General features: G+C 37.9%; 8 protein-coding genes. 2 read left to right on the forward strand and 6 right to left on the reverse strand.

The genetic code is table 11. The features are described from left to right. The 6 genes from WN50_RS14650 to WN50_RS30970 all read right to left on the reverse strand — a co-directional run. On the reverse strand, positions 1 to 563 hold a 563-nt coding region (locus tag WN50_RS14650; RefSeq protein WP_046276660.1), incomplete at its 3' end, for a hypothetical protein. Positions 564 to 762: 199 nt separating this feature from the next. Beyond that, a complete protein-coding gene (locus WN50_RS14655) occupies positions 763 to 1,686 on the reverse strand; it encodes a class I SAM-dependent methyltransferase (RefSeq protein WP_046276659.1) in 924 nt (307 codons plus the stop codon). A 43-nt stretch (positions 1,687 to 1,729) separates the two neighbouring features. Next, positions 1,730 to 2,578: a glycosyltransferase gene (locus tag WN50_RS14660; RefSeq protein WP_049559593.1), complete on the reverse strand. Its 849-nt coding sequence runs from the start codon at positions 2,576 to 2,578 to the stop codon at positions 1,730 to 1,732. 188 nt (positions 2,579 to 2,766) lie between these two features. After that, the gene (locus tag WN50_RS14665) at positions 2,767 to 6,858 is read right to left on the reverse strand and encodes a tetratricopeptide repeat protein (protein WP_152964818.1); all 4,092 of its coding nucleotides are present in this window, start codon (positions 6,856 to 6,858) and stop codon (positions 2,767 to 2,769) included. A gap of 89 nt (positions 6,859 to 6,947) precedes the next feature. Next, positions 6,948 to 12,203, reverse strand: coding sequence for a tetratricopeptide repeat protein (locus WN50_RS14670; RefSeq protein ID WP_049559596.1), 5,256 nt, complete (start codon positions 12,201 to 12,203; stop codon positions 6,948 to 6,950). Between the two features lie 76 nt (positions 12,204 to 12,279). Next, a complete protein-coding gene (locus WN50_RS30970; RefSeq protein WP_046279046.1) occupies positions 12,280 to 13,368 on the reverse strand; it encodes a calcium-binding protein in 1,089 nt (362 codons plus the stop codon). A 1,095-nt stretch (positions 13,369 to 14,463) separates the two neighbouring features. On the opposite strand from WN50_RS30970, the gene WN50_RS14680 reads away from it, so the two are divergent. After that, positions 14,464 to 14,946 carry an orange carotenoid protein N-terminal domain-containing protein gene (locus WN50_RS14680; protein WP_046278330.1) on the forward strand — a complete coding sequence of 161 codons (483 nt, stop codon included), beginning with the start codon at positions 14,464 to 14,466 and terminating at the stop codon, positions 14,944 to 14,946. Positions 14,947 to 16,076: 1,130 nt separating this feature from the next. Beyond that, the gene (locus tag WN50_RS36235; protein WP_235440971.1) at positions 16,077 to 16,724 is read left to right on the forward strand and encodes an RNA-guided endonuclease TnpB family protein; all 648 of its coding nucleotides are present in this window, start codon (positions 16,077 to 16,079) and stop codon (positions 16,722 to 16,724) included. The last annotated feature ends 249 nt before the right edge of the window (positions 16,725 to 16,973 follow it).

Consider the following 16,973-nt stretch of genomic DNA (forward strand, 5'->3'; position numbering starts at 1 on the left):
AAAATATACTCTTTAAGTTCTAAACCAATTAATTGATAATATAAATTTTGCATACAGTAGGTTTGTGGTATTGCATCAATACCAACAAATGTCTGTAAGTCTGCATCTTGAGACCATAAATTTAACTGCCTACCAGATCCCGCACCAAAATCTACTACATTAGCAATTTTTTGACCAAACATATTTGCAGTTGATTTAGAGAAAAAATAATCTTGTGCATTATATATACTGTAGTTTTCAAGGTTGATTTTTTTATGGGGTTGTTCAGCTTGAATGTCAGAAAATAAAGGTCGAGAAAATATGGAATGATCTAAGTCAATACTTTTTTGGACTAAAGACTGAAAATAACTATCGTTAATAACATTGGGATAAGTTCGGGAAGATGATTGTCCCGCATACCAATTAAATAAATCTATAACACCATTATAATTTTGACTAGCTCCAAATTGAGGATTTAGCTCTTTCCAATACCAAGCTTTTATCCAGTCTGGAATATCATTTTTTTGACTGTCTTCTTCTAGCTTCAGGAAAAATTGACTGAGAATATCTGTTGTTTGAATCATTTTGATAACCTTCAAAGTTAACTTGTTTTTTTGAATTTAGATCAAAGTATTTTGGAAGACTATGGAACGCTCTCGCTCTCCTGAACCGCACTTAAGACAATGGGGTGGGCTGCCAAAGCGTGAAGCTCTTAATTTACTATCAAATTCGCTTCCGCGACAGAGGTTACAAATCTTGAGGGTATTGGTTTTCATAGCAGCATTAACGAGTGTAAGGATTTGGTTGAATATCAGGAATTTCAAAATCACATTCTCTCAAGATATCTTTTAATTGCGGTGAAATTTCACTCTTAAATATGATAAAAATGAGTAATGGATTAATTTTAGGATCGTGGCTTTTGTACCAGATATCAACTGCTTTTTCAAAATTCGGTTTTGATTGCTGAAATTTATCTCCATACTTAATAGAGCATGGCATTAACCTGCCTGCAAGTTCCATAGGAGCAGGCCTCGTTTCTTTTTTAGCCCATTTTTCAGGAAATTCTTGCTGAAAACAAAAACAATTCAAAATATAATTTACATTAGGTGAATATCCATAAGCAACATGATTAAATCCTAAACAAGCTGCACATTGAACTAATTCTTTGAGTGTAAATTGATATTTATAGTTTCCTGATGATTCGTACTGTTCTTTACCGATTGTGTAACAATGATCGCCATTGGGTTCAATTAAGATAATGCCTTTTCTGGAAACTCTGAGCATTTCATAAATGCACAGATATGGTCTGGGTAAGTGATGCAGAGATTCTTTAATAAAACAATAATCAACGGAGTTATCAGCAAATGATAGGTTTTCCGCATCTTCTTTTCCAAAATCATCAATTAAATTTCTTTGTTTTGCAACTTCCAGAATTTCTATAGCCAGATCAGTAGCGATCGCTTTATTGCCAAATTTTTTGATAATTTGTGCCTCATGGCCGCCTTTACCATCGCCTATGGTGACAATTTCACTAGGTGCTATGTGTCGAAAAAATTTTTCCAGTTTATAAAGAGGATAATTTCTCGACCAACCATGTGAATTTTCTACATCTAAGTAGGTATAACTCTTATCATCTTCCACCATTTTCTGAAAAGAGCTACGGTGGCTAGATTCTTGTTTGATTTTCAAGTTTTCGTAATTGTTCATTGTCTACAAAACTCCTTTTTTACTACTTTAAATTTATTAAAATTCAAGAATAAACTTTTCCAAATATTGCTTGAAAATCTGGTTTGTAAGATTTTCTAAGCTTATGGTAAAAATTAGCTTTGAAATAGTTAACTGGATCTACATCTACAACACCAAAACGATTAAAAATATCAGCTAATACATTAATAAACTTTGCTCTGTACGTTTGCGCTTGATTAATGTGCATCTGTCTAATTCGCTGTGGATTACGAGGATACTGTACAAATTCTTCTACTGCCAATGCAACCGCATCTGGCGTTGGTTCGCAAACAATTGAGTTGTATTCGTTATACCATACATCACGTCCTCCTTTTGACGGCGTAGAAACAACAGGTACTCCACACAAAAGATACTCACTCGAAGCAAAACAGGTTCCTTCAACTTCAGATAATATCAAGCCACAGTAAGCTTGATTAATCTTTTCGCACACTTCTTCAGGTGATAATGGCTGATTATTTAGATAGTCATGCGAGGGAATCTTTGAAATAGCATTTCCGTGATTACTTCCAGCTACCAGTGCCAAGCGAGACACCTGAGAAGCGAGCATATGTCTTTTAAATGCACTGCGACGACCTACATAAATAGCATCATAAATTTTATTAAGATTCAGGGGTCGCATCACTAAGTTTTCATCAATCCAGGCATTCTGGTTAATCACATCTCCTTGAAAGCCCTTGGCTGAAAAATTTTGCATTTCCAGTGGGCAATTATACAAAAAGAAAAATTTAGTCTTATCTAAGTTCAGGAGAGAAAAAATAGTCTCGGCTTCATTTGCAAAAGAAGGGCTTTGATACCAACCGCAATAAACCAAGAAGAAATCCGTTTTCCGAAAATGTTCGTGCCATTCAGACATCCAATTCCAATTGTGATGGATGTTTTCTATAATAAAGATTCTGCACTGAGGACTGTCATAATACACTCTGAATGGAAAGGCTGGATTTGGCCAAGTATAGGATGGCTTAAAGCTATACTTGCTAATCTTTTGGGTTGATGAATTTATGGTGTTCATCCTAGAGTTTAACTCCTCTGATCATTTTAAATTTAACAAAAAAGAGATTTAACAAAATTAATGTTTTCACTTTTTCTCATTCTGTGGTAGAAATTCTTGTTAAAATAGCTTGATGGATCAACATCGACGACTCCAAAGCGATTAAAAACATCCGCTACCACCTGAATAAACTTGGCTCTGTATTCTTCCGCCTTCTCTATATGTTTCTGACGAATGTGTTGTGGATCAGGAGGATTTTGTAAAAACTTTTCTACAGCCAGCGCAACTGCTTCTGGTGTAGGTTCGCAAATAATTGAATTATATTCGTCATACCAAACATCACGACCCCCCAACGAAGGCGTTGATACAACTGGTATCCCACATAATAGGTATTCACTCGAAGTCGAACAAGCGCCCTCTTCTGCCGATAAAATTAAGCCACAGTGAGCTTGACTCATCTTTTCACATATTTCTTTGGGTGGTAATGGCTTATCATTCAAGTAATCATGTGGGGGAATTTCTGACACCACTTTTCCTGGATTTGCTGTCGTCACAAGTGCTAGTCGGGAAACTTGGGAAGCCAGTTGATAACGTTTTGATTTCTTGTCAAAGTCAACGTAAATCGCATCGTATATTTTATCCTTCCCTAGAGGCTGCATCACTAGATTTTTTTCATCCAGCCAAGCATTTTGGTTGATGACATCACCTTGAAAGCCCTTCTCTGCAAAATGTTGCATTTCTAGTGGAGAGTTGTACATAAAGAAAAATTGTGTCTTATCTAAATTCAGCACTGAAAAAATGGTCTCGGCTTCATCTGCAAAGGAAGGACTTTGATACCAACCAGTCATCACAAAGAAAAAATCTGTTTTCCGAAAACGTGCGTGACATTCAGCCATCCAGTTCCAATTGTGCTGGATGTTTTCAATGATAAAAATTCTGCACTGAGGACTGTCATAATATAACCGAAATGGGAAAGTTGGATTCGGCCAAGTATAGGAAGGCTTAAAATCTTCTTTCTTGACTTCCCTTTTCTTTAATTCTTGAATAGAAGTAGCTGGCACATTAGCAGCTTTCTTGGCTTCCTGAGAAGGAGAGGTTTTTACAGGAGATGACCCAATGTTACCTGACGCATATTTGAAAAACAATTTCACGATGTCATATACAAAGCAGTCTGGTCCATACTTCATCCAAAGTTGTTTGAGTGCGTGACGTTTTCTATTGAGAAGTTCATCATCTTTCTGTATTTCGGCTAAACGATCAGGCAGCGCTTTGATATCCTCTAAAGTTTCAGGACACATAACCGTAGCTTCAGACCAAAGTGTTAAATCACCAGGGGGTAAATATGTATCGGCTAAAACAACTGGGATAACTCCGAAACCCATAGCCTCCCATAAGCGAATTGAGTTAGGACCAGACCCCGATGGACAAAGAGAAAATACACTTTGCTTCATCACTTGTTTAAATTCTTCTGATGCGGATTGGTGAATAAGAGCATCAGATTCTTTAACCTCTTTTAGAATTTGATGATCATATACAATCCTGTTGTAATGCCATTGATCTCGTTCGATGATTAATCCTCGATTATCACCTGATAAATAATCGATAATTTTGTTTCTTGAGTCTGTCAAATAAGATTTGTTACTACGAGCGCCAACAAATGAGTACAAATATTTTTTTTCTGTATCCGTTTGCTCAATATTAATGGCTTGCACCGGATAGAGAGGAAAAGGATGTAATGAGATGTTTGGATAGGAAGGGAGAACATTCTGGTCTTTGATTGTATGCGACCAAAAAATGTCAGTAATACCAACTTCATTAAAAATCTTCTCAAATTCCAACATCCGTATATGCTGACAAACTGTTATAACTTTTTTGTATTCTTGGAGTTCACTCTTAAAACCGAGCAAATTTTCTATTAATGTGTTAACTTCGGTTGGATCTTTACTATAAAGCAATTTATCAATGAGTGTTGCCCAAGGAAATCCAAAATAAACAACATTTTTTGCATATTGATCTCCAATTGCAAATTTATTCGCCATTTCATAGGCGTATTTTTCGGTTATTGCTGGGTACTGCCAATCTGAGTCAAAGGCGATAACATTTTTAATCCTTTTTTGAGCTTCTGATTTTTCTTCTATCCGGGTTTCTGATACTTTTTCTGGCTCTTTTTTACTTTTTTTATTCAAAGAATCCCAGGTTTTATTGATTTGCACTCCCGCTAAATCAGATGAGTTTAGTGTCCACAGATCGATTTGCAACTTAGAGGGTTCATCAATCACAACACTGGGGTAAACCCAGGCTGTACCCCCTAAAACGGTAGTATCACCGTATTTATCATAATATCTTAATTGACTCTCCTGAACGTGTACCGTTTTAATGTGATGACAGGGGTTATAAACTGGAGCGCCATGAATGGCAAACAAGTAAGCAATTTTATTATCACAACGAGGAACTCCCAAAGAAACTCTCAGAGAGTTTTTAAAAGACTTAGTAAATTTATGTTCTCCAGAAACAGCCCAAACATCTTGTGACCAATGAGGATTTTTATGTAAGGTTTGATTAGAGCCTTCTTTTTCATAGCGACTCAGGGCGACAAATGCTTGCGGGTTTGCGGAAAATATTTCTCTGAGCCAAGAAATTGATTCATCAAAATAAATATCAGTATTAGCCAGTATAGAAATTTGACCACGACACCTTTTTTCTGTTAATTCCACCCAATCTAGATAAGTCGGTCTGGCAGCTATCTTGACGATTTCAATTTTCGGACTTTCTACTTCTGGTATATGATTATCATCAATGATCAAAACAATTTTTTCGAGTTCATCACACTGAACATTTTTTTGCAGGCAATAAATTAGTTCCTGTTGTCTTTCTGGGTGCTTTGCTTTATAATAAGGCATAAATAAGATAATTTTTGCCTCTTTTGTAACTGCTTGTTGATGGCTGACAATTTCCCCTTTTACATCTCCAACTTTCTCGGGTTGAAAATCTAACTCTTGATCTGATTTTACGTTCTCTGCCCACCGTTTTAACTGCCCCAAAGCCTGCCCCAAACGGAACACAACTTCACTGGACTCACCAGACAAAAGCACTGCCTGACGATAATATTCTACGGCCTTAGACCATTGCCCCAACTGACTTAAAGCCTCAGCTAAACCTAAAGAACAATCACGCCCATTGGGATTAATCTCTAAACTTCGATGATACAACTCTACTGCTTCTGACCATTTCTGCTGCTTAGACTGAGCGACTCCAAAATAATAATACGCTTCTGCTAAATAGTGAGTTGGGAGAGAATTAGAAGGGAATTGAATAACCTGATTAAGATACTTCTCTGCCTCTGACCATTGTCCTAACTTCACCAATGTTGCTCCCAAACCGAGATGAAACTCAGGTACATCTGCTTGCAGTTCAACTGCTCGACGCAAATAGCCCACAGCTTCTTTAAACTGACCTTGTTGGCGCAATAGTTCCCCCAATTTGTAGAGATACCAAGGGGCTTGAGGATTTATAGCGACTGCCTGATGATAAGCTGTGATCGCCTCTTCTGACTCCTGCAACTCAGCCAACACATCCCCTAACTTACAATGACCCCAACAAAAATCAGGATTCAACTTAATAGCCTGACGATAAGCTGCAACGGCTTCCTGCCAGCGTTCCAACTTCAGCAGCGCATCTCCCAAATTATTATAAGACCAGCAAAAATCTTGCTTTAATTCAATCGATTTGTTATAAGCAACAACAGCCTCTTCAAACTCCTCTGTGTCTTGCAACAAATTACCTAACTTGTGATACACTTCCCATAATTCTGGCTTGAGTTCAACGGCTTTTCTATAAACATCGATGGCCTCTTCTTTTTCTCCTATTTCTACTAAAGCATCACCTAAAGAGTGGTAAGTATTTTCAAATATTGGCTCTACTTTTATGGCTTTTCGATAAGCGGTTATTGCCTCTTTTAACTTACCTTTTTTAGCTAAAACAAGCCCTAGTTTATAGTGAGATAAAGCTGGATTTATTTTTGATTTTTTACTCTGTTGACTCAAAACGAGAGATCCTTGATCGGCTTGAGTGAGAGAGGAAACGAGTTTAGCTTGATTTCGGTTAGACATTTTGAGTATGACTTTTAGAGAGTATTCAGCAAACAAGTTGAAAGTTCGTTGAAGATATACTGAACTTTTGAAGAAGGGTCATAGCTTATTTATACAAAGCTATGTTCCCTCATCCGGATGATTTTTTAACTTTTGACTTCAACCTCAATATTCTCAACTGATGAGGGTTCAGTTTCCGTCAATTCAATGGCTTGATGATACGCTTCAACGGCTTCATCAAGTTGACCTATTTCTTGAAAGAGATCACCCAGTTTATGGTAAGCTTCCCAGTTGTCAGGTTCTAACTGAATTAATTGTTTATAGCAGTCAATTGCCTGTTCAAACTGAGCTTGAGAAACAAAAACTTCTCCTAAATTGTGATAGATTAAAGCTAAATTTGGGTTAATATCGAGAGCTTGGTTATATGCGGTGATCGCTTCTTCCCAACGTTCAAGTTGAACTAAAACTTGACCTAATTTACAGTAAAACCCTTGCTTTTGAGGATGATGTTCAATGGCTTGATTATAAATCGCGATCGCATTTTCTAATTGTTGTTGAGAGATGAAGATTTCCCCTAAATTGAGATAGGCTTCGACTTGACGGGGATCTAACTGAATTGCTTTTTTATAACAAATCACGGTCCAGTCTACTTTTCCTAATTCTATCAGAGCGTTAGCAAATTGTATATACTCTTGTGCTGTTACTCCTTCCGGTTCTAAAGTTAAAGCACGATACCAACAATTTGCCCATTCTTCAGACTTTTCTAACTGTTTCCAAACTTTAGCTAAGTTGCGATAAGCAGACGCTAATTTAGGTTTAATCTGAATCGCTTTTTGATAGCAAGAAATCGCCGCATCCCATTGTTGATCTTTGGCGTACAGACTTCCTAAATTTGCATGAACTTCTGCAAACTTAGGATCGATAACTAAAGCATGATTGTACTGTTCTTTCGCTTCTTTAACTCGACCCAAACATTGCAAAGCATTTCCCCAGAGTTTATAAGCGATTGCTGAATTAGGCTGTATTTTAACTGCCCTTTGACAAGCATTAATTGCTTTTTCAAACTGTTTATTTTTTAAGGATTCTTCAGCTTCTTTGAGATCGATATCAACATTTTGAGAAGTCTTGTTATATTTTTCTGTTGCTACAATCTCAACCTTTTCTAAAGTTTGAGGTAAAGTTGTAATATTACTGGGTTTTGACTCGAGTTTCAGATGACCATTGGAATAACCATTGAGAGGAATTGGTTGAAGAGGCGTAATATTATCAAACTCAGAACTTCGATGACCATTATGGGTATTAAACAAGTGATGAAAATTGCTTCGAGGTTGATTATCCTTTTTGATAGAAATCGTTGGATGATGAAGTTGTTCTAGTTTTTGTAAATAGAATTCTGCCTCATCTCGCTTACCTTGACGCTTCAACGCTTCGCTGATATTTTGATAGGCTGCTGTTAATTTTGAGTCCATCTGAATGGCTCGTTTATAACAAGTGATCGCGGGTGTAATCTGATCTTGCTTCAGCAAAATATTTCCCAAATTCAAATGCTCTTTAGCGGTTCCTCGTTCGGGTTCTAAGCTATAGGCTTCATACAAACATCCAGCCATTTCTAAAGGTTTATTAAGCTGTTTCCACACTTTAGATAAGTTGTGATAAACAACCGCAGATTTTGGATTAATCTTAATCGATTCCTGATAATACTTAATTGAATCTTTCCAGTTTTGTTGTTGAGCGCATAGGGTTCCTAAGTTGAGATAAATTTCGGCATCTTTCCATCCTAACTCAATTGCTTTTTTATACAACCCTTGAGCAGATTCTCGATGACCTAGAGCTTGTTCAATTTCTCCTAAAATCTTATAAGCAACTGCTGTATTGGGTTGAATTTTTAGTGCTTCTTGACAAGCCTCAATAGCCCCGGTTAAATTGCCGAGTTGGGCTGCGGCTTCTGCTTGTTTAATATAGTGTTCAACCGTTAATTTATCTGAAGTTTTATAACTTAAACTTTGTTCCTTAACTCCAGTTAAATATTGACTCGATTTAAGTTCATTTCCTGATAATGCTCGGTTAGACATATCATGCAATGGGCTTGATTTTAACTCTTGATTCTGAGGAACAGAGTCAACTTTTGTCAATGAAGAAACTGTAAAAATGGTGTGATTATTTTTCCCTCTAGTTGGCAAGGTTGCCTCTAAAAAAGCGGAAGAAAGTTCTGGTTCAAAACTCCAAGCTGAAAATACATGATTCAAGAAACCTCGTAAGCCTTTGATAGACTTTCTCGCGGGGTTAACTGAAAGTGTATTTTCATTTTTAACCCCTTCTTCTAGCTTTTGTTCCGGTAAAGAACCTAAAGCTTTCAAAGCGATCATATTTTGATAATCCAGTGCAGTTTGACTCAGTTCCATCTGGCGTTTCAGGGCTTTTCCTAGCTTTTTATACGACTCTTGAGAATAAGAATTAGATTGAATTGCATGGCAATAAGAAGCAATTGCCCGTTCTACTAATCCCATATTCAGCAACATATTAGCTAGCTGCAAGTGTTCTTCTGAAGAAATGGCTCCGGGGTTAATAGAATAAGCATGATACCAACATTCTGCGGCTTCTTCTTTCTTGCCTAATTGAGTCCAAGCTCTTGCTAAATTGCGGTAAGCAATGGCTAATTTTGGTTCTAACGTAATCGCTCTTTGATAACAAATAATTGCGGGTTGCCAATCTTGTTCTTGGGCATATAATGTCCCTAAATTACAGAAGACTTCTGCAAAGTCTGGCTGAAGCTGAATGGCTTTAGCATAAGAATCTTTAGCCTTTTCAAATTGACCTTTAATTTGTTGTATATTCCCGAGTATTTTATAAGCTTTCGCATTAGGTGTAATGCTGATTACACGCTGACAAGCTGCCGCTGCCTGTTGATATTTTTTCTGAGTATAAAGGGCTTCGGCTCCGTGTAGATAAATGTCCTGATCTTCGCTATTGAGAAATAACCCCGATTGAGTAGAGGGTTCAATTCCTGAAGTCGTAACTTGTGGGATAGAGTAAGAAATCTTTTGATTAAGAGACATGGGCTGTTTTGAGGTAGACGGTAAGGATATCTGGGTTTGAGATTCGATAATGCCAGCTATTTTCATAACTTTTTCAAGAGATTTTAAGGAAATCAGAATATCTTCAGTTAAAGGGTTGGGATACATAAGCTGTCGAACCGGATAACAGCCGAACTCTGAGCCTTTTATGTAAAAATGTTGCAGTTTTAGCTGCTGACTAATCACCCAGTAATAATGCCGAATATAGTGGGGCGAAACCAGTTCAATGACTGTTGTTCCAGGACAACAAAACATGATATTGGTTAAACCACTGCCATGAGCCGATACAATGATTTCAGCATTTGCAAATAGAGTAACTTGCTGTTCGACTGACAAAGACTCCAGTGAGACTCGAACAAATCCCCATTGACTCAGCCATGACATGACTTCGGCTTCATTAATAATGTGACGATAACTGGCTCGTTCACGACTGATATAAATACGGGTTGGTGAGTGAGATTGATTTGGGGTTTTTGGTGTCAAAAATAGCCTGCGATGGAAGGCTAACGCCTCAGAAGATAACCACCCTAGATGACTGGGAAATGAGGGAACAATTAACTTTTCAGCTTCGATATAAGGAGAGCGATCACTTTCAATAATTTTGCTCAGGGGAATCCCTAATCTTTCCAATGTTTCTCGCTGAAAAGGTTGCTGAATACTATTCACAACAAACCAATCTATCTGTTCCCAAGAATATCCTCCATTTCGTAAAATGTCAAATCGAGGTAAAATATCAACCATCCAGTGAAAGTAAACGTTTCCTGATAACCCCGAAAGAACTGCAACGGTTCCTTCTATGAGTTCTAGGTTTGGTAATTCATCTGGAATTAAACTAGAATCTTGAACGTTATGAGTCTTTTCACAGAAGGGAAGTTTTCCAGGATAACTGCGAGAAAGTTCAGGAATGATTTGATTTTTTGAATTCCAAATGGTGATCTGTTCGCAAACTAACCAACTATTTTTTTGAGGACTTACCCAAGCTCGTCCATGAAAAAATCTAGAGACTTTAATCGGGTCATTCTGGATTTCTATTGTATCAGGAAACTGACAGAAATACACATCTTGACTGAGGGACTGAATCTGAAATTTACTGAATATTTTCTTCAGACAGGATTGACAATTTAAGCCTTCACATGGTTTTGATGTTCCCTTTGAAAATTCATCCTTGATATTGGAAACTTTAAGGTTTTTGTCTACTTGAATGGATGAATGATTTTCGATTGATTTTTGAAAGGCTTTGAATTCTTGATTGGCAACTAAGAACAATTGTTTGATGATCTTAGCTGAATTCCATTTTGCTTGTTTTTCTAAACAGAGTTTTAAGTTTAAAGAAGCTTCATTCCCTTGAGGATAAATGTGTAATGATTTGTGATAATACAATTCAGCTTGAGCATATTTTCCCGATGCAATTAAGACATTCCCGAGACTGATATAGGTTTGACTGAGAGATGCAACTATCTGAGAAAAATCAGTATCTAATTTCAAAGAAGTTAAAAAATTCGCACAAGCAATAATAGCCTTTTCTAATTCATCTTTGCCGATTAAAGATTGAGCAAAACTACAATAATAATCAATCAAAAAATCCGATTGTTTAACGGCGGATTTCCAAAAGGCGATCGCGGACTTTAACTCACCCACGAATAGTAAGCTTTCTCCCAAGCTACTCTCAGCAAAAATAGAATCCGGTTGAAGCTGAATTGCACGTTTAAAACTCTCAATTGCATCCTGATGAAGATTCAAAAGTTGAAACGCTTTACCTATATTTTGATGAAAAATATAGTTTTCTGAGTCTAACATAATTGCTTGTTTAAAATGATAAATGGCTTGTTTTAATTCACCTATTTCCAAGAATATTTGACCCAGGTTATTTTGTATGATTGATTCATTATTGAATTTATCAAGGGCAACTTTTAATGTATAAATAGCAGACTTAACCTGATTTGTAGAAGCGAATAAGTATCCTAAATTATTATAAGCATTAACTAAAAAATAATCTGCTTTTTTTGTTTTGTTTTCGGCGGGAATATTAATCATTTTTTTGTAAATATTAATTGCCGCATCAATTTGACCACTGTGTTGGAGAGCAACCCCTAAATTATAATAAGCTTGCAGGTAGTTGGGATTTTGTTCAATTGCTTTTTGGTAGCTCTCAATCGCTCTAGGTAAATCTTCTAGCTTATATAAAACCAAGCCTTGATTATAGTAAATTTCAGGCCAATGTGGTTTTTGAATCAGAGCTTGCTGGTAGTAATAAACTGCTGTTTCAAATTGTCCCTTTTGGTGGCATTTTAGACCCATTTTAGCGAGGATTTCAGGAGGATGACGCATAGTGTTTAGAAAGACTTCATGTGTGAATATCCGTCAAGGCAGAATAGCTCTAAGTGGCAAGTAAAAACATGAGAGATTAGATGATTTCAAAGTCATCTAATCCAAGATTAGCTTTGTTATCAAATTGAGCAATCGGTGAGACTACACCTAACTCATTAACGTAGTACAATAAACCCTGATTTTGATCGTAGATCAAGTTGGCACCTTGAGTTGAAGATTGGCCCGGAACAAAGTTATTAATTGTAGTAAATTTGCTCGGATCGATAGTACCATCTAAAGCACTAAAGACAGTGTTTGACAGTTGAATAACATCTTCAGTGGGATCAAAATCTGTCAGTGTATCTGTATTTTCAGCACCGAAGAAAGAGAAGGCAAAAGTATCAACACCTTCACCGCCAGTTAGAGAATCATTTCCCTGACCTCCGATGAATAAATCCTTACCTGTTCCACCCTCCAATATATCCTTACCTAAACCGCCGTATAGCGTGTCATCTCCTGCGCCACCTACGAGAATGTCATCTCCTTGATTTCCAAATAAGAGGTCATTTCCCGTATCACCACCAATGGTATCGTTTTCTTCGCCACCAAAAGCAGTATCGTCACCCTCTCCGGCGCTGAGGCTATCATTACCCAAATCGCCAAATAACTGGTCATTTCCTTTACCTGCAACTAGAGTATCGTTGCCTTGTCCACCAGATAAAACATCGTTACCTTCTCCACTGCTGATGAAGTCATTACCCTGATTACCGACGAGGATATCGTCACCTTCATTATCAATCAGGGTATCATCTCCTTCCCCACCAAAACCTGTGTCGTTACCCTCTCCGCCATAAATCAGGTCATTTCCCTTATCCCCAAATAGTTGATCATTTCCTTGATTACCGCTAATCGTATCGTTACCTTGACCACCAAAGACGAGATCTTCATCTTTTCCTGCGCTAATGAGATCATTTCCTTGATTTCCGAGAACGATATCTGTTCCATCCCCGGCTTCGATACTATCATCAGCACCAAAGCCAAACAGGAGATCATTAAGATTACCTCCTGCGATATCATCACCAAAATCTGAACCCAGGAAACTATTGGGTTGTTCCGTCGCGCCTTGAAACAAAAAGCCACCGCCCGGTAATGGGGTGATTTGAGGGGTTGTAATAATTTGAGACATATTTTACTCTAGGAACTTTCAAAATTCACACTGTTACGCGCTAAACCAAAGCGTTAATGCAGTAAGCCGTTCCCTGATCAATTTACTAAGTTTAATCGGAGAATTGATTTGAGTCCCCTGATCTTCTAAAATTTTGTTGCTTAGATTTCAGTCACCCATATCTATATCTATTCTCAAGGTTTTATCTCTCTCATCCGGACGATTTATAGATTAATAAAAAACTTATATTATTTTACATTTAGGATCGGGCAATCTGCCTATGGGCAAGGCTTTTAGAGATTATCGCCCCGGATTCATAGGTTCCAAATCAATTTTAATTTATGTTACTTATGATCACAGTTTAATAACTTCTTAACATATGACTCTAACACTGGATGAACTCCTTTCTACTGTTGAGGTGTGATTGGAAAATTCCTGCTGTTGGGAATGCCAATTACAAGTAACTCTTTGAAGACGGGATCTTGTTTTAATGGTTCCCGCAGTCAAAGTTTTTCTGAAAATTTTGCCGCTTAACTGTATCATTGTTTACGGTTTAATCCCTAAAAGGCTTTGATCGATCTAGTCGTTGCGATCGCGAATATTGTCTAACTTCTCAGGCTGGGCGATCATCTCTGCTATCCTATAAATTCCCGCTTCTTTTCCAGATACCCAAACAAGCACCCCATCTTCGATAGCAGTATCCTTCCCATAGCGAATGACTCACCAAGACATTTGTTCAAAGTCGGCGATCGCATCAAGGACTCGATAATATTTAGGATTCTCTTTAAAGAGTCAGCATAGCACAATTCAACCTTCACATTTTCTTTTTATAGGGTAACTGATTTAAGTTGCCCTGTCACGTTCTCTTATTTTTCCTTCCCCATCAACCCCTCTTCTCAAAAATCTATCTTTAGGAGGATGATTTTATTTAATCCGGTTTTTATAAGGTTTTTCGAGTAAGCATTTGTTTCCCTCATTTATCTTTCTTACTCTAGGAGGATGAACGGAGAGTTTGTCTTTATTAAGATATGTAAATAGTTGGTTAAATTGCCATTTTTAAATTTGGGTTTCCGAGAATTTTTCCAACAATTACGATAAAAATTTGGAGAATATTGTATGACATTTTCTCAACTCACAAATGATATCACCGCCGCCTTAAATGAGTTTAAAGGTTTAAGGACTGATACTCAACTTGCGCTGTTGTGGTTCATCTATACAAAGATGGGAAGTTCCATCACTCCGGCTGCTCCGGGTGCGGCTGCACCGCCGATTGCAGAAGGATTATACAATCAAGTCAAAGAAGTCTCTCACGAGGAACAATTACAAATTCAACGGGATCTTTTACAACAAACTAACAATGAAATTTCCCGTGAATATGGTGCTTTAAGCGATAATACAAAGCTGTTATTCTGGTATCGTTTAGCCCAAGGAATGGAAACCGGAGAAATTGTTCCCATGCCCGAAGGTTATAAGCTGGACAAAAAAGCAGAAACGCTATTAGCTGCCCTAGAAACCTTAGATTTTGAACAACAAATTACTTTCTTGCGTCAGGTTGTTTCTCCGACAGGTTCTCAACAAACATCCCCGGGAAATATATAATCAATGGTTCTCGCTTTTCTAAACCGATAGAGGATGATCTCTGAATCGACTGCTATCTAATTTGCATTCAATAATTTACGGGTTTAAGTTCCTGGTTTCTGGTGGAAGCCGGGAATTTTTTATAGTCCAATTCTTGCCAACTGAAAGTCGCAAAGTTATCCGACTTTGCTCTCTCAAAAGAGGGCGCACTGAGTACACCCCAACCCGAATTAATGTCTAATTCATACCTAAATTTTTACAAAAGCTTTAAACTTGTCACTATTTTTAAAGTAATTGTGAAGGCACAGAAAATATCCGTTTGAATAGCCCTGATTTATCAGATCTGTCCTTCCAGTCTAGTGCTGGGTTCAGCAACTTCCGATTAACGAATCTGAAACCTATAAATAAAAAAATATCTCAACTTTGTTATAATATGTCTCGAAAAAATATTATATTTTCAACGTCACTCGCGAGAGTCCCCACTCTCAGCAACGCGGAGTGGGGAGGTAGAGCGAATTATATTTTAGGGTTCGATACCCTGAAATCTAATAATAGTGTTACAATAACCAGCAGAAACTTCACTATTTGAAAATGACTCAAATTCTCACAGTTAGTTGCAAGTTAGAGGTGTCGCCAGCACAGGCAGAAAAGCTTGATGCGGTACTGTCTAATTTTGCCAAATGCTGTGAGGCGCGTTAATCGTGAAACTCCTGGCAACCTGACAAATCAGATTGCTGTTCAGTCACTTATTTATAAAGCGGCACGCGCATATTCTGGACTTTCTTCTCAGTTAACAATCCTTGCTATTCGCCGAGTTTGTGGAAATCGGAAAACAGCCAAGCAGAAAAACAAACCTGTTAGAAAGTTTGCAGCAACCTCAGCCAACTACGATTCTCGGACTTTTACGTTGAACGAGTCCCAATGGCAAGTCTCGTTGACAATGATGAAAGGCAGAGAAAAGTTTCCTCTAGCGATTGGAAACTATCAGCGACACTTGTTAACAAGCCAAAAACCTAAATCTGCCACTCTTGTCAAAAAGAGAAGTGGTGATTATTGCCTGCAAATTCAGATACATTCTGAACCTCCAAAAACAAAAGAAACTGATAAGTGTTTGGGTGTTGACTTGGGTCGTCGTGACATCGCCGTAACAAGTGCAGGTCATTCATTTAGTGGAGAACAAACAACTAAAGTTCGAGCGCATTTTAGCCGAGTTAGACAAAGTGTTCAACAAAAAGCGTCCAAAGGCGCTTCGGAGTTCGCGGCGAAGATGCCGTCAATTTCTAGCACGGTTAAGTGGACGCGAACGGAGGTTTCAAGCCTGGCAAAATCATACAATCAGTTATCGTTTGGTTCAGTACGCCAAAGCCAACAATCAGTTCATTTCTTTGGAAGATTTAACTGGAATTCGAGAACGCACCAACAAGAAACCGCGCTCAAAAACTGAGCGAAGAAAATCTAATAGTTGGGCATTTGATCAGCTTCGACAATTTCTGGGATATAAGTCTATCAAAGAAGGTGTTGGGCTGGTGTTTGTGAACCCAGCCTATACGTCCCAGACGTGCCACCAATGTCTTCATATTCATCCGATTAAAGGTAAGTCTTATCGCAACGGAAAAAACTTTTCCTGTGGCAACTGTGGATGGCGTGGCGATGCCGATCTAAACGGCGCAAAAAATATTGAACAACTGGGGCGTTCTGTAAACACGCCGGTCGGTTCGAGTTATCTAAGATGCGATTTGTCTTATGATAGCTCCGGGCTACTGAAAGCTGCCAACTCAGCCGCAGGCGGTTGGCAGTAGTTTACAGGCTACATTCAAAGGGAATGCGTGAGTTTCAAGTTCATCATCAACTTGGTATAGGCATCAACGTATGTACAACAGCAAAGATTTACCAAAAATTGCCGCACACGCCCCTACCTTCAGGTATGGGGATATAAGGCTCTTTCTAATGCTATAATAACTCTACTGGCAGGGTATTCAACCAGTTGAAAAACCCAGCATCTAATCGATGCAATGAACCTTGAAAACTTAAGGTACGGGGTTCTTGCC

Source organism: Limnoraphis robusta CS-951 (assembly GCF_000972705.2).

Bases quoted from the DNA above. Each gene is read 5' to 3' on its own strand.
- WN50_RS14655 (WP_046276659.1), bottom strand. From the start codon at position 1,686: ATGAACAATTACGAAAACTTGAAAATCAAACAAGAATCTAGCCACCGT.
- WN50_RS14660 (WP_049559593.1), bottom strand. From the start codon at position 2,578: ATGTCTGAATGGCACGAACATTTTCGGAAAACGGATTTCTTCTTGGTT.
- WN50_RS14670 (WP_049559596.1), bottom strand. From the start codon at position 12,203: ATGCGTCATCCTCCTGAAATCCTCGCTAAAATGGGTCTAAAATGCCAC.
- WN50_RS30970 (WP_046279046.1), bottom strand. From the start codon at position 13,368: ATGTCTCAAATTATTACAACCCCTCAAATCACCCCATTACCGGGCGGT.
- WN50_RS14680 (WP_046278330.1), top strand. From the start codon at position 14,464: ATGACATTTTCTCAACTCACAAATGATATCACCGCCGCCTTAAATGAG.